Origin of the sequence: Paractinoplanes aksuensis (genome assembly GCF_024137025.1) — a bacterium.
GTDB classification, from domain to species: Bacteria; Actinomycetota; Actinomycetes; order Mycobacteriales; family Micromonosporaceae; genus Actinoplanes; species Actinoplanes aksuensis.
This window is the reverse complement of sequence record NZ_JAMYJR010000038.1, coordinates 174,407-199,601: the sequence shown is the minus strand read 5'-3', so window position 1 is coordinate 199,601 and position 25,195 is coordinate 174,407. Positions and strand designations below refer to the sequence as shown.

Annotated in this window: 22 protein-coding genes and 2 pseudogenes; 14 read left to right on the top strand and 10 right to left on the bottom strand. The window is 69.5% G+C overall.

Going from position 1 to position 25,195, the window contains the following annotated elements; all coding sequences use genetic code 11:
- Nucleotides 1-45: 45 nt before the first annotated feature.
- Nucleotides 46-357 (bottom strand): hypothetical protein, encoded by a 312-nt coding sequence (locus tag M1L60_RS33910; RefSeq protein ID WP_253241654.1) that lies wholly within the window; start codon nucleotides 355-357, stop codon nucleotides 46-48.
- Between the two features lie 316 nt (nucleotides 358-673).
- On the opposite strand from M1L60_RS33910, the gene M1L60_RS33905 reads away from it, so the two are divergent.
- Entirely contained in the window at nucleotides 674-1,084 is a 411-nt protein-coding gene (locus tag M1L60_RS33905) for an RNA polymerase sigma factor (RefSeq protein WP_253241653.1), read from the top strand.
- Nucleotides 1,085-1,310: 226 nt separating this feature from the next.
- Here the strand turns inward: M1L60_RS33905 and M1L60_RS33900 are convergent, their stop codons facing one another.
- Entirely contained in the window at nucleotides 1,311-2,213 is a 903-nt protein-coding gene (locus M1L60_RS33900) for a hypothetical protein (protein ID WP_253241652.1), read from the bottom strand.
- A gap of 346 nt (nucleotides 2,214-2,559) precedes the next feature.
- Here M1L60_RS33900 and M1L60_RS33895 point away from each other — a divergent pair, with 346 nt between their 5' ends.
- Both M1L60_RS33895 and M1L60_RS48035 read left to right on the top strand, forming a co-directional pair.
- Nucleotides 2,560-4,683 (top strand): diguanylate cyclase domain-containing protein, encoded by a 2,124-nt coding sequence (locus M1L60_RS33895; protein ID WP_253241651.1) that lies wholly within the window; start codon nucleotides 2,560-2,562, stop codon nucleotides 4,681-4,683.
- Nucleotides 4,680-6,947, top strand: coding sequence for a putative bifunctional diguanylate cyclase/phosphodiesterase (locus M1L60_RS48035; protein ID WP_253241650.1), 2,268 nt, complete (start codon nucleotides 4,680-4,682; stop codon nucleotides 6,945-6,947). The genes M1L60_RS33895 and M1L60_RS48035 overlap by 4 nt, the downstream gene beginning before the upstream one ends.
- Nucleotides 6,948-6,957: 10 nt before the next feature.
- On the opposite strand, the gene M1L60_RS33885 is transcribed toward M1L60_RS48035, so the two are convergent.
- The 3 genes and pseudogenes from M1L60_RS33885 to M1L60_RS33875 form a co-directional block, all read right to left on the bottom strand.
- Nucleotides 6,958-8,364 carry an FAD-dependent oxidoreductase gene (locus M1L60_RS33885; protein WP_253241649.1) on the bottom strand — a complete coding sequence of 469 codons (1,407 nt, stop codon included), beginning with the start codon at nucleotides 8,362-8,364 and terminating at the stop codon, nucleotides 6,958-6,960.
- Between the two features lie 11 nt (nucleotides 8,365-8,375).
- Nucleotides 8,376-8,858 carry a GNAT family N-acetyltransferase gene (locus M1L60_RS33880; protein WP_253241648.1) on the bottom strand — a complete coding sequence of 161 codons (483 nt, stop codon included), beginning with the start codon at nucleotides 8,856-8,858 and terminating at the stop codon, nucleotides 8,376-8,378.
- Between the two features lie 26 nt (nucleotides 8,859-8,884).
- Nucleotides 8,885-9,019 (bottom strand): annotated as a pseudogene (locus M1L60_RS33875) (transcriptional regulator); the annotation flags it as partial.
- Between the two features lie 124 nt (nucleotides 9,020-9,143).
- Here M1L60_RS33875 and M1L60_RS33870 point away from each other — a divergent pair.
- The 5 genes from M1L60_RS33870 to M1L60_RS33850 all read left to right on the top strand — a co-directional run bounded on the left by M1L60_RS33870 (nucleotide 9,144) and on the right by M1L60_RS33850 (nucleotide 12,276).
- Nucleotides 9,144-9,539 (top strand): ArsR/SmtB family transcription factor, encoded by a 396-nt coding sequence (locus tag M1L60_RS33870; RefSeq protein ID WP_253241647.1) that lies wholly within the window; start codon nucleotides 9,144-9,146, stop codon nucleotides 9,537-9,539.
- A gap of 32 nt (nucleotides 9,540-9,571) precedes the next feature.
- Nucleotides 9,572-10,261 (top strand): arsenate reductase/protein-tyrosine-phosphatase family protein, encoded by a 690-nt coding sequence (locus M1L60_RS33865; RefSeq protein ID WP_253241646.1) that lies wholly within the window; start codon nucleotides 9,572-9,574, stop codon nucleotides 10,259-10,261.
- Nucleotides 10,262-10,309: 48 nt separating this feature from the next.
- Nucleotides 10,310-11,041: an aquaporin gene (locus M1L60_RS33860; RefSeq protein ID WP_253241645.1), complete on the top strand. Its 732-nt coding sequence runs from the start codon at nucleotides 10,310-10,312 to the stop codon at nucleotides 11,039-11,041.
- Entirely contained in the window at nucleotides 11,038-11,451 is a 414-nt protein-coding gene (locus M1L60_RS33855) for an arsenate reductase ArsC (protein ID WP_253241644.1), read from the top strand. Before M1L60_RS33860 ends, M1L60_RS33855 begins: the two co-directional genes overlap by 4 nt.
- Before the next feature lie 126 nt (nucleotides 11,452-11,577).
- A complete protein-coding gene (locus tag M1L60_RS33850; protein ID WP_253241643.1) occupies nucleotides 11,578-12,276 on the top strand; it encodes an AfsR/SARP family transcriptional regulator in 699 nt (232 codons plus the stop codon).
- A 270-nt stretch (nucleotides 12,277-12,546) separates the two neighbouring features.
- On the opposite strand, the gene M1L60_RS48030 is transcribed toward M1L60_RS33850, so the two are convergent.
- The 3 genes from M1L60_RS48030 to M1L60_RS33835 form a co-directional block, all read right to left on the bottom strand.
- A complete protein-coding gene (locus tag M1L60_RS48030) occupies nucleotides 12,547-14,085 on the bottom strand; it encodes a chemotaxis protein CheW (RefSeq protein ID WP_253241642.1) in 1,539 nt (512 codons plus the stop codon).
- Nucleotides 14,082-16,229 (bottom strand): methyl-accepting chemotaxis protein, encoded by a 2,148-nt coding sequence (locus M1L60_RS33840; protein ID WP_253241641.1) that lies wholly within the window; start codon nucleotides 16,227-16,229, stop codon nucleotides 14,082-14,084. The genes M1L60_RS48030 and M1L60_RS33840 overlap by 4 nt, the downstream gene beginning before the upstream one ends.
- Before the next feature lie 138 nt (nucleotides 16,230-16,367).
- Nucleotides 16,368-17,570, bottom strand: coding sequence for a methyl-accepting chemotaxis protein (locus M1L60_RS33835; RefSeq protein ID WP_253241640.1), 1,203 nt, complete (start codon nucleotides 17,568-17,570; stop codon nucleotides 16,368-16,370).
- Between the two features lie 447 nt (nucleotides 17,571-18,017).
- On the opposite strand from M1L60_RS33835, the gene M1L60_RS33830 reads away from it, so the two are divergent.
- From M1L60_RS33830 to M1L60_RS33820, 4 genes and pseudogenes are all read left to right on the top strand, one after another.
- Nucleotides 18,018-19,139 (top strand): FIST signal transduction protein, encoded by a 1,122-nt coding sequence (locus tag M1L60_RS33830; RefSeq protein WP_253241639.1) that lies wholly within the window; start codon nucleotides 18,018-18,020, stop codon nucleotides 19,137-19,139.
- Between the two features lie 185 nt (nucleotides 19,140-19,324).
- A pseudogene (locus M1L60_RS48385) lies at nucleotides 19,325-19,489 on the top strand (PAS domain S-box protein); the annotation flags it as partial.
- A 19-nt stretch (nucleotides 19,490-19,508) separates the two neighbouring features.
- Entirely contained in the window at nucleotides 19,509-20,861 is a 1,353-nt protein-coding gene (locus tag M1L60_RS33825; protein WP_253241638.1) for a putative bifunctional diguanylate cyclase/phosphodiesterase, read from the top strand.
- 121 nt (nucleotides 20,862-20,982) lie between these two features.
- A complete protein-coding gene (locus tag M1L60_RS33820) occupies nucleotides 20,983-21,429 on the top strand; it encodes an FAD-dependent monooxygenase (protein WP_253241637.1) in 447 nt (148 codons plus the stop codon).
- On the opposite strand, the gene M1L60_RS33815 is transcribed toward M1L60_RS33820, so the two are convergent.
- Nucleotides 21,426-21,626 carry a hypothetical protein gene (locus M1L60_RS33815; RefSeq protein WP_253241636.1) on the bottom strand — a complete coding sequence of 67 codons (201 nt, stop codon included), beginning with the start codon at nucleotides 21,624-21,626 and terminating at the stop codon, nucleotides 21,426-21,428. The genes M1L60_RS33820 and M1L60_RS33815 overlap by 4 nt on opposite strands.
- Nucleotides 21,627-21,865: 239 nt before the next feature.
- Between M1L60_RS33815 and M1L60_RS33810 the strand changes: the two genes are divergently transcribed.
- A complete protein-coding gene (locus tag M1L60_RS33810; RefSeq protein WP_253241635.1) occupies nucleotides 21,866-22,315 on the top strand; it encodes a VOC family protein in 450 nt (149 codons plus the stop codon).
- A gap of 312 nt (nucleotides 22,316-22,627) precedes the next feature.
- A complete protein-coding gene (locus tag M1L60_RS33805) occupies nucleotides 22,628-23,689 on the top strand; it encodes a glycosyl hydrolase family 65 domain-containing protein (RefSeq protein ID WP_253241634.1) in 1,062 nt (353 codons plus the stop codon).
- Between the two features lie 49 nt (nucleotides 23,690-23,738).
- Here M1L60_RS33805 and M1L60_RS33800 read toward each other — a convergent pair whose 3' ends face one another.
- Nucleotides 23,739-25,121, bottom strand: a complete 1,383-nt coding sequence (locus M1L60_RS33800; protein ID WP_253241633.1) for a glucose-6-phosphate dehydrogenase — start codon at nucleotides 25,119-25,121, stop codon at nucleotides 23,739-23,741.
- Between the last annotated feature and the right edge of the window lie 74 nt (nucleotides 25,122-25,195).

The window sequence follows — 25,195 nt, the reverse complement described above, 5'->3', positions numbered from 1 at the left end:
AAAGGTTGGGCCGCCGACGAGGAAATCTTCCTGCCCGGCCGCTACTCAGACCGGGTCCTCACTGCGGGCCGGGACGGGCTGCTCGCCGGCCTTTTCGGCCGGCGTCGCCAACCGGCGCCAGATCGTCCCCAGCAACAGGCCGAACGCCGCGCCGAGCGCCGCGACGACGACGCCGTCGGTCAGCCCACTCACCTCGACCGCTCCGATCAGAACAAACATCGAAAGGAAGAACGCGATGAGCCCCATCACCGCGATCACCCGGTCCTGCAACCGGATCACCCGCCGCGCGAGACGGCTGCGGACCTCGGGGACCTGACTGCGGTTCTCCACGAACAGCGCAATGAGCAGCAACGGCACGCACTGCATCGCACCCTCGTAGATCAGCGACCTGTCCACTCCCCCGCCCTCCGATCGACCCGCCCGACGCGGCGCCCGTACAGAGTAAAAGCGAGTCACACCCACCGCGACTCGAGGCGATCGACCCAGCGGCGCACCGGCCGCCGGACCATCCGGTGCGATCCCCATCCGATCCAGCAGCAACCGGGCCGCCTCGATGGTGGACCGGTCGATCGCCCGCAGCCCTGCGCCGACAAGTACCCGCTGTCCGAGTGAGCTACTTGCGGAGGTGCCATGCAAGATCCCGAGGCACGGGTAACGGAACTCTTCCGGCGACATGCCGGTCGGCGGCGGCCGGCTCGACGATGACGTAGCCCTGCGCGACCAGGTACACCGGGCGCTGACGACACTGCGCGAGGCGGATCGCGAGGTGCTGATCACCGGAATCTGGTTCGACCTGAGCCCGGCGGAGGCCGCCAAGGTGCTGGGCGTCTCCCGGCCCACCCGCGCCGCCGAAACCAGCCTGGCGTTCTTCCAGCTGCTCGCCGCCGCCCCGGCCACCGCCGCGGACCGGGCCGCCTGGCAGGCCGACGGCTCACCCGCCCGGTGGACCGACGGGGGTGTAGCCGTCGAGGGCGCGGCCGGCCCGCGGACGCGCCGCGCCCTCGACGACCCGAACCGGAGCCGGACCTATCCGCTCGGCGGCACGTCGCTGACCGCCGCGCAGCTCGAGGCCAGACCTCGCTGATCATCGACCCCGCCACCGGCCAGGCACTGGCCGAGGAGGACCGAACGGCCGGCGAACTGACCCGCTACACAATCCTGCTGCGGTCCGGCTACGCCGACGAGGTACCGGCGCGGTAACCGGGGGCTACGGACCCGTCGTGGGTCCCGGCGTGTTCCAACGAGGGAAGACAAAAGGCGGTGCGGATCGCCTTACCTACGCACCTCAGAGCCGGCGCACCAGAAGCTCCTCAGCTACCCGGCTGACGGATTGCGGCGTCCGGATCGGTGCTCTGCTCAAGGGCCGTCCACCACTCCTCCAGCTCATCGACCCGGCTCTGGAGTGCGGCGTTCGCCGCCCGGGCCGTCGCCAGTTCCTCGGTCAGCGCACCGATCGGCCCGGCGGCGGTCAGGGCGTCGAGCCAGCCCGCGACCAGCCGATCCTCAGCGGCGACCCGGCGGAGCGCGGAGGCGACCACCTCCGGTGACAACTCAGCCACGAACTCTCTCGGGAGCGTGAGCAGGCGAGCGACCTCGCCGATACTCCGCGCGGCGCTCATCTGGCGCCGAAGGCGCTCGGCGGACGGCATCGCCGGTTCGGCCGGTGTCCCAGCCGCCGCGGCCGGCTTGGCGGGAGAAGGAGCGGGCTTCGACACAGGCGCGGGCGTAGGTGCCGGCTCCGGTTCAGGCTCGGCCTCTGACGGGAGTTCGGGCAGGTCGTCCCCCACCCAGGCGTAGGCCAAAGTGTCGCCTTTCTGCCGTCGGACGACATTTGGCCACTTGGGTAGCACCGCCAGCGCGCGGGGCCCGTGCCGGGCCCAGGTCTCGTTCCGCAGACCGAGCTCGGCCAGACCCTCCCGGATCTCCCGCACCTTGAGCGGGACCGACGACTCGGCCAACAGGTGCAGAACCACCGCGAGGGGCTCTTGGGCGAAGACGGCGTGGAACAGCCGGGAGTCGGACAGAGCCAGGAAACGCAGCGAACCCCTCGTCGCGACGTGAACGCCGGCGCCCCGTGGAACAAGCTCCTCCTCATCGGTGTCATCCCACTTGACCTGATAGTTCGTCCCGTCATCCCCGAGGATCGATCCGGCTCGGGCACGGCGTACGCCGAACGAATCGGACACCCGGACAAGACCCTGATCTGCGCTCACGAATGCGACTGTAATGGTTGACGCCGCGGCCGGGGCACCGGCCGGAGCCAACCCCGGCGTTCCTCGCCCCCGGCGTGGCCGACTACTTGCGGACACACGAACTCACGCTACGCAGCACCCGCCACAGCGTGACCTTGACCGGAGAAATACCTGACAGACGGCTCCCGCGATCCCAGGAATCTTCGGCGTCGACCGCATGAACACCACCGACGTTAATCACTACGGCAGGCGACAGGCCGGCACCGTTGAGCATGTTGTGCAGGGCGAGCAGTGGGCCGGCATGGAAGTTAAGTAATGCCGGCGGGCGGCCGATCCGAAGGATGTGCGGGACGGTAGGGCGATAGGAGTGCTGGCGCCGTTCGTCGGCGGCATCTACTACGGAAGCCTGATCGCCGGGCTCAGCGCCACTGCCCGCGGTCACGGCCGTCCCGTCATCGCCGTGCAGACCTCGAGCGCCGCTGCCGACCTCGCCATCCACGGCGGGGACCCGGCCTTCAACTCCCCTGTCGCCTGGGATCACATCGGCGGCTTCGTGGTGTTCGCTGACGCCGCCGAGCCGGAGTACCTGATGCGGACGGTGCAGTCCGGTCGCCCTGTTGTGCTCGTCGGGCACAGCCTCGAAGCAATGGACAGCCCGACCGTGCTGGCCGACAACGCCGCCGGCATCAGGGAGGCCGTCGAACACCTCGTGCGCGAGCACGGCTGCCGGCGCCTCGCCTTCACCGGCGACTTCGCAGCCACCGATGTCCGTGAGCGGCACGAGGGTTTCATGGCGGCGCTGCGCGAGCACGGACTCGAACCCGGCCCGCTGTTACCCACCGAGAACAACCTCGAGTCGGGCGTCACCTGGACCGTCGACGACTTCGTGCGGCAGGGCCGGCCGGACGCCCTCGTCGCCGGCACCGACCTCAACGCCATCGGCGCTCAGCGGCTGCTGGCGCGGGCCGGGCTCCGGTGCCCCGAGGACTACCTGCTGACCGGCTTCGACAACCTCGACCTGGCCGGCTTCGTGAAACCGGAGTTGGCGTCGGTCGAGCAACCGCTCCAGGCCATGAGCAGCCTCGCCGTAGACCTGCTGCTACGCCGGATGCGCGGCGAGGAGAACTCACCCGAGACCCATCGGCTGCCGGCCCGGTTCGTGCCGCGCACCTCGTGCGGCTGCACCGGTTTCGCCCTCGCCCTGCCGACCCTGGAAATGGACGACGAGCGGCAACGCCTCTTCCAACGGCTGTCGGCGGTGGCGCCGGTCGAGTTCAGCCGTTCCGGGGAGGTCACCAGCGCCATGACCCGGGCCACCAGCCTGACCGCGGACGGGTTGCTGGCCGCCGCCGCGGGTGACACGTCCGAGGTCCGGCCGGCCGTCGACGCGCTGCGCGTCCTGCTCGACGCCCACCCGGGCCAGGAGACGCTGCGCGTGATCTGCCGTTCGATCCAGGAGTACGCCGCGGCGCTGCAATGGGACGACGCGCCGTCGGCTCGGCGTGTCGACCGCGCGGTGCTCGACATGGTGCTGCTGCTGGGCCGGGTCAACAATCACGCCCAGCTCGGCAATCAGCTGCACCTGCGGTCGTTGATCAGCACCAGCTACGCCCTGAGCGCGGCCCTGCTGCACCGCCGCGACGCCGACCCGCGCGACCCGGCCTGGCTGGCGCTGACCCCCGCCGGGGCCGGGTCGATCGCGCTGCGCGGCCCCGACGGCGAGTTGCGGTGCACACCGGGCTGGCGCCGGCTTCCCGGCCCGGCCATCCCGGACGGGCCGATCAGCGTCGAGGGGTTCCCGCCGGTCGAAGTGATCGACGCGGCCGGCCTCGAGCACACCACTTTTGTCGTACGGGCCAAGGTCGGCGACAGCGACCGGGGCTGGCTCGCCCTCGTCGACCGCGTCGAGAACCGGGTCGAGGACGGGCGCGATCTGGTCAACCAGTGCGCGGCGCTGCTGACGATCGCGCTCGATCTGCGCGACTCGGAGGAGCACCTGCGCCGTGCGGCCCATCGCGACCTGCTGACCGGCCTGCCCAACCGGTCGTCGTTCACGATGTCGATGCAGGCCGCCGTCGAACACGGCCGGCCCTTCGTGGTGCTCTTCCTCGACCTCGACGGCTTCAAACGGGTCAACGACACTCTGGGCCACCACGTCGGCGACGAACTGCTGGCCCACGTGGCCGGGCGGATCCAGCACTGTCTGCGTCACATCGACATCGCCGCCCGGTTCGGCGGCGACGAGTTCCTGGTGCTGCTCGACGGCATGACCGCGGGCCCGGAACTGGACGAGCTGATCGAGCGGATCCAGACCGCCATTTCCCGGCCGTACGTGCTCAGCGGGCGCACGGCCCGGGTCGGGGTCAGCATCGGCGCGGCCGAGGGCGGTCCGACGGCCACCCTGGAACGCATTTTGCAGGACGCCGACGCCGACATGTACCGGGCCAAGGCCGCCGGCCGCGCTCTTCGTGGGCCAGTGGGATCGAAGTGAACAGGGTACGGGGACTGACCCGAACACTCACCGCGTCCATCGCCGTGGATGTGATCGCCTGGGTGTGGTTCCTGATCGGGCTGATCCGTCCGACACCGCCGGCGGCGGGCTGGGTCCTGCTTCTGTTCGCTGTTCCGATCGCCATCGTCGCCGCCTGGCGGGCCGGCGCCGCCGGGCGCACCTTCTGGCGGTACGTGTCGGCCGGCATGGTCGGGATGGGGCTGGCCTCGGTCTCCGCTGCCCGTGACTACTACAGCGGCGAACAGACCGGTGGCCAGATCGGCGGCTTCACCGCCATGCTCTACATCGCCGGACTGCTGGCGATGATGCTGGGTCTGCTGCGCATCCCGGGCGCGCATCGCACGCGCATGGAATGGACCCGGTTCGGCCTGGACATCGCGACCATGGTCGTCACCGTGCTCACGCTGTGCTGGCATCTGGTCCTGCCCCGCTGGGAGAGCTGGACCAACGGCAGCGCGGCCGGCACCGCCTCGGTCGTGGTGGTCGGCGCCGCGGCGATCATCGGCATGCTGGCCTTCGTCAAAGTCTCCTTCACCGGCACCGGCCCGATCGACCGGCGGGCGCTGCACATCCTGGCGCTGTGCGGCGCGGTCGGCGCCGGCGGCGGGGCGATGGCGCCGCTGCTGGCCGACCGGCCCTACATCAACACCGGGCACGTGTTACTCCCGACCACCTGTCTGCTGGTCTGTGCGGCCGCGGACCGACAGCGCCGGGCCTCCCGAGCGGGCCTGCCATCGCACCGGCCGTCGTCGCGCCGGCCGAGCGTCATGCCGTACGCGGCAGTCCTGGCCACCGGAGCCCTGCTGATGTTCAGCGCGGTGCACCGCACCGATGACATCGTGGTCATCGCCGCCGGTTCGGTGACGGTGGCGCTGCTGGTCGCGGTGCGACAGCTGGTCGCCTTGCGCGACAACGCACTGTTGCTCGACGACCTCGACATCCGCCAGCTCGCGCTGAGTCACCAAGCCGACCACGACCCGCTCACCGATCTGCCCAACCGCTCGGTGCTCACCCGCGAGATCACCGCCGCCCTGGCCACCGATCCCGGCGAGGTCAGCGTCGCCATCATCGACCTCGACGACTTCAAGGCCATCAACGACGACCTCGGCCACGCGGTCGGCGACGCCCTGCTCACCGCCGTCGGACAGCGGCTCGCGGCGCAGTTGCCGACCGGCAGCCTGCTGGCCCGGCTCGGCGGCGACGAGTACGCGCTGCTGCTGCGCGGCGACCACGCCTGCACCCTGAGCGCGATCGCTGCCCTGCTGCGCCGGCCGTTGCACGCCGAGGGCCACGACCTGGTCGTCGAGGCGAGCATCGGTCTGGCCCCGGCCGTAGCCGGTGACACCGCCGGTGACCTGCTACGCCGCGCCGACGTGGCGATGTACGAAGCGAAGAGCCAGGGCAAAGGCCGGCATGTGATCTACACCGAGCAGATGGACCAGCGCACTGCTGAGCTGTCCCGGCTGGCGGCCGACCTGCGCACCGCACTCGACACCGAGCAGCTGCACCTGCTGTATCAGCCGATCGTCACCATGCCCGACGGCGAGTTGTTCGGGGTGGAGGCACTGGTCCGCTGGACCCACCCGGAGCGCGGCCCGATCGGCCCGGGTGTGTTCATCCCGGCCGCCGAGAGCACCGGCCTGATCGTGCCCCTCGGGGCCTGGATCCTCGAGCAGGCGTGCCGACAGGCAGTCCGCTGGCAACACGAACTGGGCGACGCCGCACCGCGAACGGTCACCGTGAACGTCTCCGCCCGGCAGCTCCGCGAGGCAGGCTTCGCCGGCGAGGTGGACACGATCCTGCGGCGTACCGGACTGGCTGCGCCCACACTCACCGTCGAGGTCACCGAAACCGCTGTTTTCGACGGCGGCACGGCCCTGGACGAGCTCCGGGCCATCGCCGCTCTCGGCGTCAAGATCGCCCTTGACGATTTCGGCACCGGCCATTCCTCGCTCGGCCTGCTGCGCACCTGCCCCGCCGACATCCTCAAGGTCGACAAATCCTTCGTCGACGACATCACCGCGAACAGCCAGCAGGCCGTCGTGGCGGCTGCGCTCATCGGCATCTGCCAGGGCATGAACCTGCGCGCCGTCGCCGAAGGCGTCGAGACCGCCGAACAGGCGGCCGAGCTGCACCGCCTCGGCTACCGCTTCGCCCAGGGCTACTTCTACGCCCGCCCGCTTCCACCGGAGGCCGTCGCGGCCTACCACCCTGCCTTCAGCCTCAACCACATCTCTGCCTGAGATCCGAGCATCAGCTGCAGCAACCGCCGGTCTGCTCCTGCTGGCCGGCCGGTGCGGTGATCACTGTGAGCGGGGCCCGCACCAGTCCGCCGGAGACGCCGGTGGCCAGGCCGCGACCCGCAGCTACCAGTTCGGCCTCGGCGGGGGCACCGCAGCAGCCGCCGGCTTCGGCGGTGATGCTGTCCGCATCGAGCGGCACATTGCTGCTGCAGACTCCGGTCTCGGGCAGGTCGAGCTGGACGTCGCGGGCAGCCGCCCAGTCGCCGTCGATAGCGGCGACCACCGAGCGGGCCTGCTCGTAGCCGGTGGCCATCAGGAAGGTCGGGGCCCGGCCGTACGACTTGGAACCGATCGCGTAGTAGCCGGGCTCGGGGTGAGTCAGTTCGTCGACGCCGTGCGGCGGAACGGTGCCGCAGGAGTGCTCGTTCGGGTCGATCAGCGGAGCGAGAGCCCGGGTCGAGCCCATGACCGGGTCGAGGTCGAGCCGCAGTTCCGAGACAATGCCGTGGTCGGGGCGGAACCCGGTGGCCGACACGATCCGGTCGACGGTCACGCTGCGAGCGCCGTCGGAGACCTCGACACCGGCCGGGCCCGCGCTGACCGCCTGGACGCTGAAGCCGGTGAGCAGCGTGATGGTGCCGGACTCGACGTGCTCGCGCAGCCGGGAGCCGAGCAGGCCGCGGGCGGGCAGCGCGTCGGCCGACTCGCCACCGTAAGTACGCGCAGGTGAGGCCGCACGGATCGCCCAGGTCACCGTGGTTCCGGGCAGCTCGGTCAGATAGAGCAGCGTGTTGGCCGCGGAGTGCCCCGCGCCGACCACGAGAACCCGCTGCCCTTCGAAGCGGTCGCGGTCTCGCCCGGGCACGTCGGGCAGGGCGCTTTCCACGCACGCTTGTGCTTCGCTCTCGCCGTGGGCGGCGATGCCGGCGGCGCCGAGCACGTTGGGGGTGTCCCAGGTGCCGGCGGCGTCGATCACCGTACGGGCCAGCACGTCTTCGCCGTTGGCCAGCCGGATCAGGTACGGGGCCTCGGCGCGGCCGGCACTGCGCAGGCGGTCGAGGCCGAGCCGGGTGACCGCGACGACGCGGGCGTCGTAGCGCACATGAGGCTTGAGGGCGGGCAGGTCGGCCAGCGGCTGCAGGTATTCAGCAGCGAGTTGGGCTCCGGTGGGCAGTTTGTCGTCGTCCGGGCGCACCCAACCGGCGTCGATCAACAGCCGGGCGGCTGCGGCGTCGATGTTGTAGCGCCACGGGGAGAACAGCCGTACGTGTCCCCATTGGCGGACGGCCGCGGCGGGGCTCTCGCCGGCCTCGAGCACGACGAACGGGATGCCGCGGTCGGCGAGGTGGGCGGCAGCGGCCAGGCCCACGGGCCCGGCGCCGATGACTGCCACGGGTAGCTGGCCGAGCTGGGTCATGCGAGAGGCTCCTAATCGATGATCGGGCTGCGGCGTTCGATGAAGACGACGTCGCGCCAGCGGTTGCGTTGGCTTTGGTGCCGGCCCACCCGTTCGCGGACACCGAGGGTGCGGAATCCGCATGCCTGGTGCAGGGCGAGGCTGGCGGTGTTCTCCGGGAAGATCCCGGATTGGATGGTCCAGATGCCGGCCGCCTCGGTCGAAGCGATCAGCGCCCGCAGAAGTGCTGTGCCGACACCTCGGCCACGGGCCGCGGGATCGACGTAGACAGAGTGTTCGACGACCCCGGCGTACACCGCGCGGGCCGACACTGCGGAGATGGCCACCCAGCCAAGCACCGTGTCGGCCTCGTCGACGGCGACGAATCGGTGGCCGGGCAGTTTGCCGGCGTCGAAGGCGGCCCAGGCGGGTGCGGTGTGCTCGAAACTGGCGTTGCCGCCGTCCATCCCAGCCTGATAGATGGCCAGTACAGCGTCGGCATCGTCGACGCGCATCGGGCGGATGATCACGCGCTGTCCCCGATCGCGCCCACGCTAATCGGCCGGGCTCGCCGGGCCAGGTACTCCACGATCTGCACCCGGCCCGGGTCGGCCAGTGCCCGGAACCAGGACGCGTACTCCTCCGCCGTCGCCCGGTCGAGTAGGTCGGTCACCATTCCTCGTGGTTCCTCCCTCGGTGCGGGGCTGTGCCGAAACTGAAGCGGATTCGAATTCTGTCGAACTTGACGTTTGTCTAAACCGAACCTTGCACGCGGTTTCGACATCTGTCAACCTCGAAGCATGTCGAAACCAGCTGCGCCCCTCGCCGTCGCCGACCCGAGCGCCGCCGCGTGCTGCGCGCCGATGGCACAGAGCCGGATCCCGGCCGAGGCCGCGGGCAGCCTTGCGCAGGCCTTCAAGGCGCTCGGTGACCCGATCCGCCTGCAGCTGATGTCGATGATCGCGTCCGCGCCCGGCGGCGAGATCTGCGTCTGCGACCTGACGCCCGCGTTCGCGATTTCCGGCCCGACCATCTCGCACCACCTCAAGGTGCTCAAAGAATCCGGCCTGGTCACTGCCGAACGTCGCGCGAGCTGGGTCTACTACCGCCCCGTGCCTGCGCTGATGCGCCGGCTGTCGGCGCTGCTCGACATCGCGGACCAAGTGGGCGCGATCACAGTCAAGGGGCCCGCTTGACGAGGCAGGAAAGCTCAACCAAAATTGACTCAATGAACGGTGATGCTTCCTCCCTGCAGACGCGGGCGCGTATCCACGCCGCGCTGGGCGACCAGGCGCGGCTGGCGATCGTCGACACTCTGACCCTCGGCGACGCCTCCCCCGGCGAGATCGGCCAGGACCTCGCGATGCCGACCAACCTGGTCGCGCACCATCTCAAGGTGCTGCAGGAAGCCGGCCTGATCGTGCGGACCCGCTCCGAAGGCGATCGCCGCCGTACGTACCTGCGGCTGCAGCCCGAAGCACTGGCCTCGCTCACCCCGCCCCCGTTGCAGGACACCGGGCGCGTGGTGTTCGTCTGCACCCACAACTCCGCCCGCTCTCAGCTCGCCGCCGCGCTCTGGCGCGACCGCGTCGGCGGCACGGTCACCTCGGCCGGCACCAAACCCGCCAACCGCGTGCACCCACGCGCCATCAAGATCGCCCACCGGCACGGCCTGCACCTCGACCCGGCCGGCACCGCGAACGTCTCCGCCGTCGTGCACGACGGCGACCTGGTCATCGCCGTCTGCGACAACGCCCACGAAGACCTCACCGGCCCCGTACGCCCCCGGCTGCATTGGTCCGTGCCCGACCCGGTCCAGGTCAACACCGACGCCGCGTTCGAGGCCGCCTACACCGACCTGGCCCAGCGCATCGACCGCGTTGCGCCCGCCGTTCCGCACATCCCGAAGCAGAACTGACAGGTCCACCTCTCGGTTCGGCTGCGCAGAAACCGGAGTTCCGCACTCATGCACCCCATCGCGGCCTGGCGCCGCCTGCTGGCCGAGTTCCTCGGTACGGCGTTGCTGGTCACCGCCGTAGTCGGCTCCGGCATCATGGCCACCACCCTGTCCTCGGACGACGTCGGTCTGCAGTTGCTCGAGAACTCCGTCGCCACGGCGTTCGCGCTCGGCGCGCTGATCCTGACCTTCGGCCCGGTCTCCGGCGCCCACTTCAACCCAGTCGTTTCCGCGGCCGACTGGTTTCTCGGCCGCCGCACCGGCACCGGCCTGACCGCCGCCGATCTCGGGGGCTACGTCGCCGCGCAGACCGCCGGGGCGATCGCCGGTTCGGTGCTGGCCAACCTGATGTTCGACCTGGCCCCGGTGACCTTCTCGACAAAGGACCGCTCCGCGGGTCACCTGTGGCTGGGCGAGGTCGTCGCGACCGCCGGCCTGCTGCTGCTGATATTCGCGCTCGCCCGCTCCGGCCGCGCCCCGGTGGCGCCCGCGGCTGTGGGCGCCTACATCGGCGCCGCGTACTGGTTCACCAGCAGCACCAGCTTCGCCAACCCCGCGGTCACCGTCGGCCGTGCCTTCACCGACACCTTCGCCGGCATCGCACCCGCCTCGGTGCCCGGTTTCGTCATCGCCCAGATCATCGGCCTGCTCGTTGGCGCCGGGCTGTTGCTCGCCCTCTATCCGAACGTCGGACAGGCCGCCGACGACATCGTCGTACCCACCGAAAGGCTCAGCTCGTGACCGACAAACCCAGCGTCCTGTTCGTCTGCGTCCACAACGCCGGCCGCTCCCAGATGGCCGCGGGATGGCTCCGCCACCTCGCCGGCGACGCCGTCGAAGTCCGCTCCGCCGGCTCCGCCCCCGCCGAGACCATCAACCCGGCCGCCGTCGAAGCCATGCGCGAGGTCGGCATCGACCTCACCGACCAGAAACCCAAGATCCTCGAGTACGAGGTCGCCCAGGACTCCGACGTCATCATCACCATGGGCTGCGGCGACGCCTGCCCGATCTTCCCCGGCCGACGCTACGAGGACTGGAAGCTGGAAGACCCGGCCGGGCAGGGCGTCGAGGCCGTCCGCCCGATTCGCGACGAGATCAAGACCCGCATCGAGGCACTGCTGGCCGACCTGATCCCGGCGGGCAAGCCGTGAACCCCGCCCCTCACGACGATCCGGTTCGCCGTGATCGACAGTCCGGCCGGAAAAGTTCTATCGGGTCATCGTGGCCGATCAACGACGCTCGCGGTATCAGGCGAGGGTGCGGCGGGTCCTTCCACCATGCATGGGATTCGGGTAAGGGCATTCCTGCTCGGTGACGTGCGGGTGATCGTCAACGGCCGGCTCGTCGAGACGTCCAGCCGGCACGGCCGGGATCTGGTCGTCTACCTGCTGTTACACCCGGACGCGCCGGTCCCGCGGGACGTCCTGATCGACACGTTCTGGCCGCGGGCCCGGCCGACGGCCGGGCGTAGCCGGCTGCACGTGCTGCTGGCCGGGGTGCGCAAGACGCTGCGGGCCGCGGCGGCCGAGCCGGTGGTCGAGCGGTGCGGCGAGGCGTACCGGATCGCCCGGGACCGGCCGTACGCGGAATGGGCCGCGCCCCGGCGGGCGGCGCTGCACGCCCTCGCGGTGGAGGCGCAGAGCCGCCTCGTGCTGCTCTGCACCGGGCGGGGCGAGCACGGTGCCGCCGCGACCCTGGCCCGGCGGATCCTGGCCGAGGACCCGTGCAACGAGGACGTCCACCGCGCGCTGATGCTGTGCTACGCGCGTACCGGCCTGCGCCATCTGGCCCTGCTGCAATACCGGCAGCTGGTCACGACGCTCTGGGCCGACCTGCGAGTGCGCCCGGCCGCCGAGACGACCGACCTGTACGAACGGCTGCGCCGGCCGGAGCGGATGCCCCAGATAGCGGCGGATCCGGATGCCTCGCCGCTACGCGGGTTCCCGTACGCCACCTTCCTCGCCATCATCAGGTAGCGGTTCGACGGGAGCCTCCGGCAGATCATCCGGAGTATCCGGCAGCAATTCGCCGGCGTCGTCCGGGGCAGGCTCGTCGGGATCGATCGGCGGGTACTCATCAGGGTCCAAACCCGGTAACGACATGCCCTCAATCATCGACCACCAGGCCTTCAAGCGCTCTCCGACGCACTGGGTGAAAGCCGCCGACGACTTCAGGTACCGAAGCTGACCGCGCCGAAGGTCGGCAAGGCTCTGGCTGTGTGGCGTCCCGGTGACCAGCAGCCGGAATCACCGCACCGCCAGTTTGCGCGCATCGGCGTACGCGGAGTCGTGCTCTTCGGCCTGGACAAGCTGCCGGCCGAGGTGTTCGGCGGCGATGGCGATGAGGTCGAAGTGGGGCACGAGCCGGTTGTCCTCGGGTGTGCCGAGGCTGACCAGCGGCCGCTGCAGCAGGTCATCGGGGGTTTTGGGAGGCTCTTCCCACACGGCCTGCTCGATGGCGTGCAGGTCGGGGACGACCAGCCCGGCGGTGATGCCGGCGGCGACGGTCACCAGCAGGACCCGGGCGGTCGCGGGATCGGGGGTGTGGTCACGTCCGAGCAGCGCGGGCAAATCGATCAGCGGAATGGTCGTACGGCGGTGGGTGAACATGCCGATCAGCGGCGCGTCGTCGAGGCTGAGGTGATGACTGGGGTATGGCAGTATCTCGTCGATCTGCTCCAGCGGCGTGGCGGCATCGACCCCGATACTGTAGGTGAGGAATTTGCGCACGCTCGGGATGACTCTGTGCTCGTCCTTCCCGATGGCTTGGGGGTCGCCGCCCGGCGGCGGATCGGCTTGGGCGGTTGTCGCGTCCAGGCGCAGGTTCATGTTTCCGAAGGCGGCCAGCTCGGCATTCTCGCGGAGCGCCTGCCCGTCAAGGACGAGGTACTGGCGATCGTCGGTCGTGAGCAGCCCGGCAAGCAGGCCGTGGTTGGGGCTCGACAGGGCGGGGATGGGCAAAATGTCCTCGGCGGGCACGGTGGTGATGTCGGTGACATCGGTCGCGATAAGGGTGATCAGGCCCGTGGGGAGCGAGACCACGACACCGCGGTCCGTGTCGGCTCGTGGCTGCATTCCCAGCGCGAGCAGGGTGATGGGATCGATGGCCGGGACAGCGGCGCCGTCGAGGTGAGCGACGCCACGGCAGATCGGACCGTCCAAGGGCGAGGAGTGCAGCTCGAGGTCGGGGACGACGGAATGTACGTGGGTGACGTCGATGGACAGTCCGGTGCCGCCGCACTCGAACATCAGAAGAGTGCGGTGCGTCTCTCGCGCCTGCGCCGCAACCGAGGCGGTCGCGGTAGCGGACCGGCCCGGCTGCTGGGCCGGATCGGCGACGGCGGGGATCGCCGGCATGTCGACGATGGCGGCAGCGTCCAGCAACGCGACGACAGCGCCGTCGTCAGCGCGCTCGAAGGTGTGTGAGAACAGGGCGGGCACGCCACCGCCGACACGCACGGCGAGGAGAGCATCCGCTTCCACATGGGTGGAACCCTCGATGGCGTCGGCGAGCAGGCCGAGAAGCTGGCCGTCGCTGGAGACGATGATGATGACCTCGCCCGTCTCGGCAGCAGACGGTCGCCCGGCGAGCAGACACGGGTCGAGGACCGGAATCACGGTGTGGCGCAGGTTGACCGCGCCGAGCAGCCCCACCCCCGCGGTGGGCAAGGGGCTGAACTCGGCCGGCCGGACGATGACCTCACGAAGTTCCTCCAAGGGCAACGCCATACGAAGGCCCCCGGTGCGGAAGACGCCGTAGAGGGTGGCGCCGGCCGCCGTCGTCACGACGCGGCCCTGTCGTGCCCATCGACGCTGCCCCTGTTCACCAGATCGTTGATGAGCTCAGCCACTTGGTGCGACACCGTCTGCTGTTCCTCCGTCGAAGCCGCGATCCGCCTGATGGTGTCGCTGGTCTCGGCGACGTGGGCCAGGATCTGCCCGAACGAGCTCTGCGCGCGATTGCTGACGGTCGCGCCCTGAGTGACCCGGCCGGCCGATTCATGAATCAACTGGGTGATCTCACGGGCGGCGGCCGAGGAGCGCTCGGCGAGCTTACGGACCTCGCCGGCGACGACGGAGAAGCCGATGCCGTGCTCACCGGCGCGGGCGGCCTCGATCGAGGCGTTGAACGCGAGCAGGTTGGTCTGGCTGGCGATCTCGCCGATCACCGTGACGATCGCCGCGATCTGCTCCGACGACTTCTGAATCAGCTCGATCGCGTCGATCGACTTGCGGAGATCCTCGTACCCCTCCTGGGCGTTCTGGTGGGTGGTGTCGGCCAGGGCGGTGGCCCGGGTGGCGGCTTCGGTGATCTCGTCGATAGCCGCTGTCAGCGCGGTCACCGAAGACTTCATGTCGTGGGTCTTGGTCGCGAGCTCATGCTCCAGCACGACCTGGTCGGTGATGTCGTAGGCGTACTTGACCACCTTGTAGACGACGTCGTGCAGATCACGGATCGGAATGTAACTGGCCCGGATCCACACTTCGCGGCCGTACTTGCCGACCCGCTGAAAACGGCCGCTGTGGATCTCACCGGCACCGAGCCGGTGCCAGAAGTCGCGGTACTCGGGCGAGACGATGTAGTCGGCCGGGCACAGCATCGAGTGGTGCTGCCCGATCAACTCCCGCTCGCTGTAGCCCATGGTGCGCTGGAAGTTGTCGTTCGCGGCAAGGACGTTGCCGTCGAGGTCGAACTCGATGACCGCCTGGGCCAGACTGATTGCCGTGTCCTTACCTTCGAACTCGGCGGTGCGCTCCTTGGCCGCCGTGATGTCGATGGCGAACTTGATCACCTTGGCCGGCCGGCCCTCGGCATCGAGGATCGGGTTGTAGGTCGCCTGCAGCCATACGTCGTGGCCGTCCTTGGCGATGCGCTTGTGCTCGCCACCCTGGAATTCACCGCGGGCCAGGCGCTCCCAGAACAACGAGTAGGCGGTCCCGGACGCCTCGGCCGGGTCGACGAACATCCGGTGGTGATGTCCGACGATCTCGTCGAGGGTGTAGCCCATGGTGTCGAGGAAATTCTGGTTCGCGGTCAGGATCGTGCCGTCGAGGTTGAACTCGATGACCGCCTGAGATCGGTTGATCGCGGCGACCTTGCCCTCGAACTCGGCAGTACGGTGCTGCTCCTCGGTGATGTCAGCGGCGAACTTGAACACCTTGACCGGCTGGCCATCGGCGTCGAGGACCGCGTTGTACGACGCCAGCAGCCAAACCTCCCGACCTCCCTTGGCCATCCGCTTGAACTCACCGGACTTGAACTCGCCGCGCCGCAGATACTTCCAGAACTCGGCGTATTCCGGCCGGTCGGCCAGGCCGGGTGGCATGAACATGCGGTGGTTCTGCCCGACGATCTCGTCGAGGTCGTAGCCCATGGTGTCGAGGAAGTTCTGGTTCGCCGTGAGAATCGTGCCGTCCAGGTCGAACTCGATCATCGCCCGCGACCGGCTGATCGCGTCGATCTTGCCCTCGAACTCGGCGGTGCGCTGCCGGTCGGCGGTGATGTCGGCCGCGAACTTGACCACCTTGACCGGCCGGCCGTCGGTGTCGAGGATCGGGTTGTAGGTCGCCCTCAGCCACACCTTCCGGCCGTTCTTGGCCACGCGGGTGTACACCCCGGCCTGGAACCGGCCCTCGCCCAGCGCCTCCCAGAACTCGCGATACTGCGGGCCTCGGGCCTCCTGCTCCGGCACGAACATGCGGTGGTGCTGACCGACCACCTCCTCGCGGGTGTAGCCCACCGTCGTCAGGAAGTTGTCGTTGGCGTCCAGGATCTTGCCCGTCAGATCGAACTCGATCACCGCCTGCGAACGCTGGAGAGCGGCGATCTTCCCCCGGTCGTCGGCGGCGCGCTGGTGGGCGGCCCGCTGCGTCTCGTCGGCCGACTGCTCGGCGTCCGCCTCGGACGGGGAAGGCTTCGAATCCGGCATGCTCTGCTCCTCGTTCTGGTCGTTGTGTAAGCCCTTTCGGCCGCCGGCCCGACCGCCGATGAACTCGATCAGTGAGGAATCGGTTGCAATGCCAGTTCGGCCGCCGACCGGCCGGGCCGTAGGACTGAGAACCACGGACTATCGGGACGCCAGGCCCCTGTCGACGGCGTCGAGGTGGGCTTGGACCTGCCGTGTCACGTGCTCGCCGGGGTCGGCGAATTGCAGGCCCAGTTCGGTCTGCCCATCGGGACGTGGAGCGCGGCGCACGATGTGGGCGTCGAAGTCGACCTGGCCGGTCTCGAGGTCGATACTGGCCCGGACGCATTCGCCGGCGTCCATCGCCGCCCCGGGGTGGGAGATGATGCAGCCCAGTCCACCGGTACTGAGGTCCAGCAGATGCGCAGTAATCTGTTCCGGTGGTGATGCCGTGCGCAGGGTGACGGTTCCGGACACGGCCATCCGGTAGGAGCGCCGGCGTTCGAGACGCTCGGCGACCTCGGAGAGGTCCTCGATGCTGCTCATCGTCTCGTCCACGGTGTCGTCCAGCCGATGCACCACCGCGCGCTGATCGTCGGCGATCGTGTTCAGGCCGGACATGGCCGATTCGATCTCGTCGGCGTCGCCGGCGATCGCGGTGAAGGTCGCACTCATCTTTCCGACATCGGACTCGAGGCCCGCGATCGTGCGCGTGATCTGCTCCGTCGATTCAGCCGTGGTGGCCGCCAGCTTCTTAACCTCGTCGGCGACCACCGCGAAGCCCTTACCGTCCGTACCGGCCCGGGCCGCCTCGATCGTCGCGTTCAGAGCCAGCATCCGGGTCTGCGCAGCGATCTCGGAAATCACTCCGGCCACACCCGCGACCTGATGCAGACTTCCGTTGAGCGCCGCAGCCGCCCCGCCCGCGTCGCGGACCCGGGTCACCATCGCCGCCGCCGCCGCGCTGGACACGGCGATGCGCTCGTGCGTCGCTGTCGCCGCGGACCGGGCGAACCCGATCTGTTCGACCACACCATGCAGCCGTTCCCGAATCACCGCGCCGGTGTCGTCGATGGCCTCCTTCGCGCCCCGTCGCAACCGGGTATCGGCCAGCCGTTGCTCGCGCTCCGCGCCCAGAACCTGGTCCCGCACCTGCACACGAGCGTGCGCGAGTTCCTGCTCCCGCTCAGCGAGCGACGCGGCCAAGCCGGTGACATGTCGCGATGCCGAAACCAGGTCCGCGATAGGAGGTTCACCGGCCGTCACCGGCATTGCTCGCAGGAAGGCCCTCAACCCGCGTCCCCGAAGCCGCCATCCGGCCGTGTACCCGGCCGCCAGCGCCGCCACAAGAATGAGCAACAGCATCAGTCGAAACCTTCCGTCTGCCACGTGCGACTGCTGACCTGACCACCGTGCCCATCCCTGCTGTACCGGCGGCACCGGCAATGCCGGTGAGACCGGCGGCTCTCCGCAGGCGACGTCAGCTTCGACAACGAGCCCAACGCCATTAGGGAAAGCAGGCCCGCACCCGATCCGAGCCCGAGCTCCCTTGTCGGCGACGCGACTGGCCGGCCGCCGGGCCACGGTGGTGGCCTCCAACGTCCGACGACACCGGGAGTGATGGCACTGTCGATCACGCGGTGCACACACCACAGAGGAGCGCCGGCTGGACGGGCGTGGACTGTTGCCGGCGGGTACGAAGACTCATCCGGCCGCCCCGGGGTGCCGATGCTAACCGTGAAAGCGGACGGTATCTCGCGCCACCGTGCGGTCGCGGTGCTCGCCAGTCGCAAGCCGAGGGGTGCTGAACATATGCGCAACGATGTGCTCCGGTGGAGTATCGACTCGGGATGGTCGGCCCCGTTCCCGGCGGCTGAAGGCGACCGTACGGTGGTTCTGGCTTTCGGCTCTTCCGAGCTGACCACCGTTTCGCCCGCCCTCGAACAGCTGGTGGAGGCGTACCCGGACGTGATCATGGCGGGCGCCTCGACGTCCGGGGCGTTCGCCGATACCGAATTGTCGATCGATGGGCTCATCGTGTCGATCACGACCTTCGACTCGACCCGGGTACGGAGCCGATCGATTCCGCTCGTTCAGATCGATGACACCATCGATCTCGCGGAGGCCTTCGGCGATCTCGGCCGTTCCGCCCGGGCGGTAATGGTGATCGCCGACGGCAAGGCCGTCAACGGGGATCTTGTGGTGGAGCGGCTGTTCGGCGCACTGGCACCGGGCGTACCGATGTTCGGCGGCCTGGCCGGCGACGGCGCCCGGTTCGTCGACACATGGACGCTGGTCGACGGTAAGCCGCAGTCCGGGTACGGGACCATCGTGACCTTTCACGGCGATCGGCTGGAGGCCGGCTGGGGCGTCAGCGGCGGCTGGCACATCTTCGGGCCGCGGCGCACGGTCACCCGGTCCGAAGGTTGCGTGCTCTACGAGCTCGACGGCCAGCCCGCGTTGGAGCTTTACCGGCGGTATCTCGGCGACCGGGCGGACGGTCTTCCCGGAACCGCCCTGTTGTTCCCGTTGTCGGTCGCCGCGCCCGACCGAACGGTTCCGGTCGTGCGCACCGTTCTGTCGATCGACGAGGCAACTCAATCGATGACCTTCGCCGGACAGGTGCCGATCGGCTCCGTCACCCAGCTGATGCGGGCTAACCTGGACAACCTCATCGACGGAGCCGCCAACGCCGGCACCGCGGCTGAAGCCGGTGCCGGGACCGCTCTCGCGTTCGGCGTCTCCTGCGTGGGCCGACAGATCGTGCTCGGCGAACGTACCGAGGAGGAGGTCGAAGCCGCGTATGACGAGTTGTCGCCCGACACCACTTTCGTCGGCTTCTACTCGCACGGCGAGATCGGACCCAACAGCGACGGCCGGACGCAGCTGCACAACCAGACGATGACGATCATGACCTTGCGAGAGATGCCGTGACGTCCGATCAGCTCCCGGCCGGCGGCTTGCACGCACTCCTGCGCCGTCTGCGGTTGGACGAGCAGACTCCCCCGGCGCAGGAGTCCACGTGGCGATTCCTGCTCAGCCGGGTCTCGGCCGCTTACGACGACGCCGATCGCGAACGCTACACGTTGGAACGGTCCATCGATGTCGCCTCCGCCGAGATGGCCGAGCTCTACGAGCGCCTACAACGGCGCGAGGCAGCCGTTCGCGCCATCGTGGAGAACGCCGCCGAGGCGATCTTCACCGTCGAAGATGGGGTCATCACGTCGTTCAACCCTGCGGCCGAGCAGATGTACGGATGGGAGGGTGCGCAGGTCCAAGGGCGGTCCTTAGTGGAGCTGGTGGTTGAGCAGCAGTGGATTCCCCTCCCACCAGGCCGGGCACGATTCCCTGACCGGCCTGCCGAACCGCGCGCAGTTCGGCGAGTTGCTGGACGCCGCGCTGGCGTCGGCCCGGATCCGCGGAACGGAGATCGCCGTGCTGTTCTGCGATCTCAACCGCTTCAAGGTTATCAACGACAGTCTCGGACACCAGGCCGGTGACGACGTTCTGATCACCGCCGCCCGCCGGCTGCGCGCCGCAGTCCGCAGCGGCGACACCGTCGCACGGCTGTCCGGCGACGAGTTCGTCATCCTGTGCGAGGACGTCGACCGGGGTCGATGCGCGGACGACATCGCGGAACGCATCCACCACAACTTCACCAGCCCCGTTCACCTCGGGGATCAGCGAGTTCACGCCTCCTGCAGCGTGGGGATCGCCTACGGCTCCTCACACACCGCGGGCGAGATGTTGCGCAATGCCGACATGGCCATGTATCGCGCCAAGAGAAGCGAAATCGGGGCGAGCGCGGTCTTCGACGAAGCCCTGCACGGATGGGCCGCGCGTCGACTGGACGTCGAGAACGGGCTCCGCCAGGCTCTGCGACGCGGCGAGTTGCGTCTCCACTACCAGCCGATCGTGCGCGCCGGCGACGGCTTCGTCGAGCGCATGGAGGCGCTCGTTCGTTGGCATCGGCCCGGCCACGGCGTTCTCGGTCCCGCCGAGTTCCTCGAGATCGCCGGCGAGGCCGGATTGATGCCGCAGGTCGATCGATGGGTCCTGCGCCTCGCCTGCGCGCAGGCGGCCCAGTGGCAAACGCCGGTGCCCATCGCGGTGAACCTCTCCCCCATCATGTTCGCCCAGCCCGGAACGGCGGACCTGGTCACCGCGGCGCTCGCCGAATCCGGACTGCCGGCCCACCGGTTAGCGATCGAAATTCCCGAAACGCTGCTCGGGAACGACCGGCCCATCGTCACCGAGACCCTGAAGGCGATCCGCGCGTTCGGCGTCGAGGTGCACCTCGATGATTTCGGGGCGCAGTACTCGTCACTGGCCCGGCTCCGCGACTTCAAGATCGACGTTCTGAAGATCGACCGTAGCTTCGTCGCGAACATCGACGACCCCACCAACCGGGCGATAGTGCGAGCTGTCGCCGGCCTGGCCCGGAGCCTGGGCATCAGGACGGTCGCGGAGGGCGTGGAAACCGACGAGCAGCTCCGGGAACTCCAGGATGCCCAGTGCGACTTCGTCCAGGGCTATCTGATCGCACGGCCGATGACTGGGCAGTGGGCGACGGATTTCGCGGCCCGGGGCGCCGGATCCGTCGTACACCACCAGGCCGACCCCGCTGGGCGCGACCGGCACCCAGCAATCCGGTGACGGCCGAGACCTCATTCGCTGCCCTGTCCGAGAACGCGGCCGCCGTGGCCGAGGAGGCGATGGCCGCCGCCCGGCGCCACGGCACGGTCGTCTCGTTCGACCTCAACTACCGGCCCAGCCTGTGGGCCGGCATCTCGCCGGCCGTTTCGCCGGCCTCGACGCCGGTGGCATCGTCACGCAGGCGCTGGCCGACCTGCGCCGCGCGCCGGAGGCATTGTTCGACTCGGTGCATCAGGTCCGGATGCCGCGGTGGCACCGGGACCGGGTCGTGCTCATCGGCGACGCCGCGTGGTGCATGACGTTGTTCTCGGGCATGGGCGCCAGCTCCGGCATGATCGGGGCGGTGGCGCTGGGCGATGCCCTGGCCGGGTCACCCCGGTCGATCGAGAGTGCACTGGACGCGTACGAGCAGGAGATGCGCCCGCTCATCCGTAAGCACCAAGCCCTGGCGTACGTGAAGGCGCAGCTGTTCGTGCCGTCAAACGGGGCCGTGGCGCTGCTGCGGGCGGCCCTGCTCAAGGTCGTGTCCCGCTGCCGGTTGCACGCGTGGATCGGCCAGCCCTCCTAGGCCTGCTCGTGCCGGAACTCCGCGCGTACGGAGAGACAGGAAACCGCCATGCAGTCCAGCCCCTTGACCGACCTCGCCCGCAGACTGCTCGACGAGGCCCGCACAGCGACCAGCGCGCCGAGTTCCTCGTCGGTCAGGATGTTGCGGACGCCCGCCCAGACGGGCTCGCTGACGCCGGCTCCGCGGAAGCAGCGCACTGGCTGAAGCCGCCGCTGACGTCGTCGCGACCGTGTCTGGTCCACCCGCAAAACCAGGTGTTCCTCAGACCGACGGCACCGGGTCCACGCGGTCCCGCGCCGCACCGAGGCCCCTTCCTTACCACGTGATTATCCATCGGTCAGCAAAGGTGGGTGGTACAGGTCGTACGCGGTAGATCTGTGCCTCCCACCGCGCGGCCCGTCCTTCCATGATGGGGATCATGAGCAGAGTAAGCAGAATGAATCACATCGGGGTGCCGGTCAGCGATCTCGCGCGGTCGGTGAGGTGGTACGAAGACGTACTCGGCATTGTGCCGAACGGCGTGACGATCTCGGCCACGAACCCGGCGATCGGCGCGGTCGTCGAGCTGGAGAACCCGTCGATGCGGGCAGCGTTCGCACTGGCCGGGGACAACGTCCTGTTGGAACTCATCCAGTACGACAACCCGCAGCCGGAGCCCTTCGCCGGGCGCAATTGTGACGTCGGTGTCATGCACTTGTGTTTCGAGGTCGACGACCTCGACGCGGCGCACCGTGACCTGGTGGAGCTGGGCGTACACGTCAACGCCGATCCGGTCGTGCTGCAGGACGGGGACGGCGTCGAGGCGGGGACGCTGGCCGGAACGAAGATTCTGTATCTCCGCGACCCCGACGGCATTCAGCTGGAACTGTTCGAGCTGCCACACTGACGGTTGGGAGCGCCGAGCCGCCTTCGCCTGCGAGGAAGGACCTCTGCCGGCCCGTCGATGAAGCCTCGGCCTGCCCGGGGAGGCGAAAACCGGTGCCGTGGAACAACGGTTCGCGCAAAGATTCCTCCGGCTTGCCGCATCGACACGCTCGGTGCTGGCGCTGGCCGCGGCGGAGCCGACGGGCGACATCGCTCTGCAGCCGGGATGCCACCGCCGACCGAATGCCCACGCTCTACATGCGGGAGGATCAGCTGCTGGCGGAAGTTTGCCGCGTAGCTTCGGGACGTCTACCCGCAGGATGTCACCGCGCAGATGAAAGCCCGTCAGATCACGATCGTCTGCACCGCGGTCAGCGCCGTCCTCGAGACTCCGGCGGCGACCGGTGGGAAGCAGGGCCGAAGGGGCCGATCCAGCCCACGATCCCGGGCTGGAGACGCTGATCAAGCGGCGAAACACGTCGACGGCGTCACCGGTCCCGACGAGTACAGCGGAGTCACCGACGACAACCTCTTCACCAACCTGATGGCGGCCCGAAACCTGTGCTCGGCGGTCGCCGCCTGCGCCCGCCGGCCCGCGCAGGCGGCCCGTCTCGGCGTACGGCCGGAGGAGACCGAGTCGTGGCAGGCTGCGGCCGACGCGGCGCACATCCCCTACGACGACCGGCTCGGCGTGCACCAGCAGTCCACCGGTTTCACCCGGTACGCGCCGTGGGACTTCGCCCCGGAGCACCCGGGTGAGCCGCTGATGTTGCGGGCGCCGTACTTCCAGCTCTGTCGCCGTCAGGTGATCAAGCAGGTCGACCTGGTGCTGGCGATGCACTGGTGCCCGGAGGAGTTCACCGACGAGCAGAAGGCCTGCAACGTCGACTACTACGAGCGGATCACCGTACGGGCTTCCTCGCTGTCGGCCTGCACGCAAGCGGTGATGTGCGCCGAGACCGGCCACCTCGAGCTCGCGCACGACTACGCCTCCGAGGCGGCCCTGCGCGACCTGCACGCCAACGCCGGCCACGGGTTGCACCTGGCCTCGCTGGCCGGGGCCTGGTCGGCGATCGTCGAGGGGTTCGGCGGGCTGCGCGAGCAAGGAAGTGTGCTCGCCCTGGCGCCGCGACTGCCCGAGGGCATCACCGGTCTGCGTTTCCGGCTGCGTCGCCGCGGTCTGCGGCTGCTGGTGGAGGCCGGGCACGAGACGGTCCGCGTGACGTTGCTCGACGACACCGAGACCTGGTTGTCCCTGCGCCTCTACGACGAGACGGGCGAGCTGGCGTCGGGCGAGCCGGTTCACCGTACGGTCGTGCCGTTCAAGCCGTTGCTGGCCGCGCCCCGGCAGCCACCCGGCTATGCGCCGCAACGGGCCACGGCCGGGCCCGCATAGGGCACCCGGAACGCCACGGCCGGCCGCGGCGAGGAGGGTTCGGACCTGGTCAGGACACCAATGAGTCGCCGGGGCCGGCACTGCCCGCCGGATACTCCAGTAACGGAACCGCCCCGCCCTGCCAGGACGTCAGGACGGGCTCGACGATGCGCCAGCACTGCTCGGCGGTGTCGCCCCGCACCGACAGCGTGGGATCACCGTCGAACACGCCGCGCAGCACCTCGCCGTACGGTGGCAGCTCACCGGGGCCGAAATCGGCGCTCAGCGTGACCGGATCGATGACGTACGGATCGTCCGGACCATTGACGTTGACGTCGAGGCGGACCTGGTCGGGTCCGAAACCGATGCGCAGCCGGTCCGGTTGTTCATATCCGCGCAGCCCGTCCGGGACGTGCGGCGGTTGTCGGAAGGTGACGACCGCCTCCTTGCGCCGGCCGGCCAGGGCCTTGCCCGAGCGCAGCCGGAACGGCACGCCGGCCCAGCGCCAGTTGTCGACGGCCAGCACGATCTCGGCCAGCGTCTCGGTCTGCCGGGCGGCTTCGACACCGGGTTCGTCGGCGTACGCCGGCAGCCTGCGGTCGCCGATCGTCCCGGCCGTGTAGCGGGCCCGGCGGCTGGTCACCGCCGGATCGTCGTCCCACAGACGGGTGGCGCGCAGCACCTCGGCCTTGCGGTCGCGCAGTTCCCGGGCGTCCAAGCTGGGTGGGGCCTCCATGGCCAGCAACGCCATCACCTGCAGCAGGTGACTCTGGACCATGTCCCGCAGCGCCCCGGCGTGGTCGTAGTAGCCCGCCCGGCCCTCGAGCGCGAGATCTTCGTCGAACACGATGTCGACGCCCGCGACGTGGGCGTTGTTCAGCACCGGCTCGAAGATGCGGTTGGCGAACCGCAGTCCCAGGATGTTGAGCACGGTCGACTTGCCGAGGAAATGGTCCACCCGGTGGATCTGGTCCTCCGGCACCAGCCGGGCCAGCATCTCGTTGAGGGCGCGGGCGCCGGCGGCATCCGTGCCGAACGGCTTCTCCAGCACCAGCCGGGTCCCCGGGCGCAGCTCCGCCCCGCGTAACGCCGCACACGCCGCGACGGTGACGGCCGGCGGCAGGGCGAAGTAGATGACGACCCGGCCCGGGCAGGAGTCCAGCAGCCGGCGCAGCTCCTGCTCCTGCGTCACGTCCGCGCGCAGGTAGCGAGCCTGGTCGGCGACCGCGGCGGGCCGGGCACTGCCCCCGGCGGCGGTCGCGAACGAGTCGTGGACGCGGCGCCGCCACCGCTGATCGTCCCAGTCCTCCATGCCCGCGCCCACCAGCGACAGGTCGGGTGCGTCGGGGGTGGCGAGCAGCGCGGCCAGCCCCGGCAGGAGCAGCCGGGCCGTCAGGTCACCGCTCGCGCCGAGAATGAGCAGCGTCTGGCGGCCGGGGTCCGGGGTCATCATTGCTTCACCATGCCCGGGCACCGGGTCCGTTAAGCGAATGCGTCGGACGTTGTGCCCTTCTCCTCGCAGGTGCC

What these genes read in the sequence shown, in the direction of transcription:
- M1L60_RS33850 (WP_253241643.1), top strand. Translation starts at nt 11,578, where the DNA reads ATGCATGGGATTCGGGTAAGGGCATTCCTGCTCGGTGACGTGCGGGTG.
- M1L60_RS33835 (WP_253241640.1), bottom strand. Translation starts at nt 17,570, where the DNA reads ATGCTGTTGCTCATTCTTGTGGCGGCGCTGGCGGCCGGGTACACGGCC.
- M1L60_RS33870 (WP_253241647.1), top strand. Translation starts at nt 9,144, where the DNA reads ATGTCGAAACCAGCTGCGCCCCTCGCCGTCGCCGACCCGAGCGCCGCC.
- M1L60_RS33840 (WP_253241641.1), bottom strand. Translation starts at nt 16,229, where the DNA reads ATGCCGGATTCGAAGCCTTCCCCGTCCGAGGCGGACGCCGAGCAGTCG.
- M1L60_RS33810 (WP_253241635.1), top strand. Translation starts at nt 21,866, where the DNA reads ATGAATCACATCGGGGTGCCGGTCAGCGATCTCGCGCGGTCGGTGAGG.
- M1L60_RS33905 (WP_253241653.1), top strand. Translation starts at nt 674, where the DNA reads ATGCCGGTCGGCGGCGGCCGGCTCGACGATGACGTAGCCCTGCGCGAC.
- M1L60_RS33800 (WP_253241633.1), bottom strand. Translation starts at nt 25,121, where the DNA reads ATGATGACCCCGGACCCCGGCCGCCAGACGCTGCTCATTCTCGGCGCG.
- M1L60_RS33865 (WP_253241646.1), top strand. Translation starts at nt 9,572, where the DNA reads ATGAACGGTGATGCTTCCTCCCTGCAGACGCGGGCGCGTATCCACGCC.
- M1L60_RS33885 (WP_253241649.1), bottom strand. Translation starts at nt 8,364, where the DNA reads ATGACCCAGCTCGGCCAGCTACCCGTGGCAGTCATCGGCGCCGGGCCC.
- M1L60_RS33880 (WP_253241648.1), bottom strand. Translation starts at nt 8,858, where the DNA reads ATGCGCGTCGACGATGCCGACGCTGTACTGGCCATCTATCAGGCTGGG.
- M1L60_RS33860 (WP_253241645.1), top strand. Translation starts at nt 10,310, where the DNA reads ATGCACCCCATCGCGGCCTGGCGCCGCCTGCTGGCCGAGTTCCTCGGT.
- M1L60_RS33805 (WP_253241634.1), top strand. Translation starts at nt 22,628, where the DNA reads ATGAAAGCCCGTCAGATCACGATCGTCTGCACCGCGGTCAGCGCCGTC.
- M1L60_RS33830 (WP_253241639.1), top strand. Translation starts at nt 18,018, where the DNA reads ATGCGCAACGATGTGCTCCGGTGGAGTATCGACTCGGGATGGTCGGCC.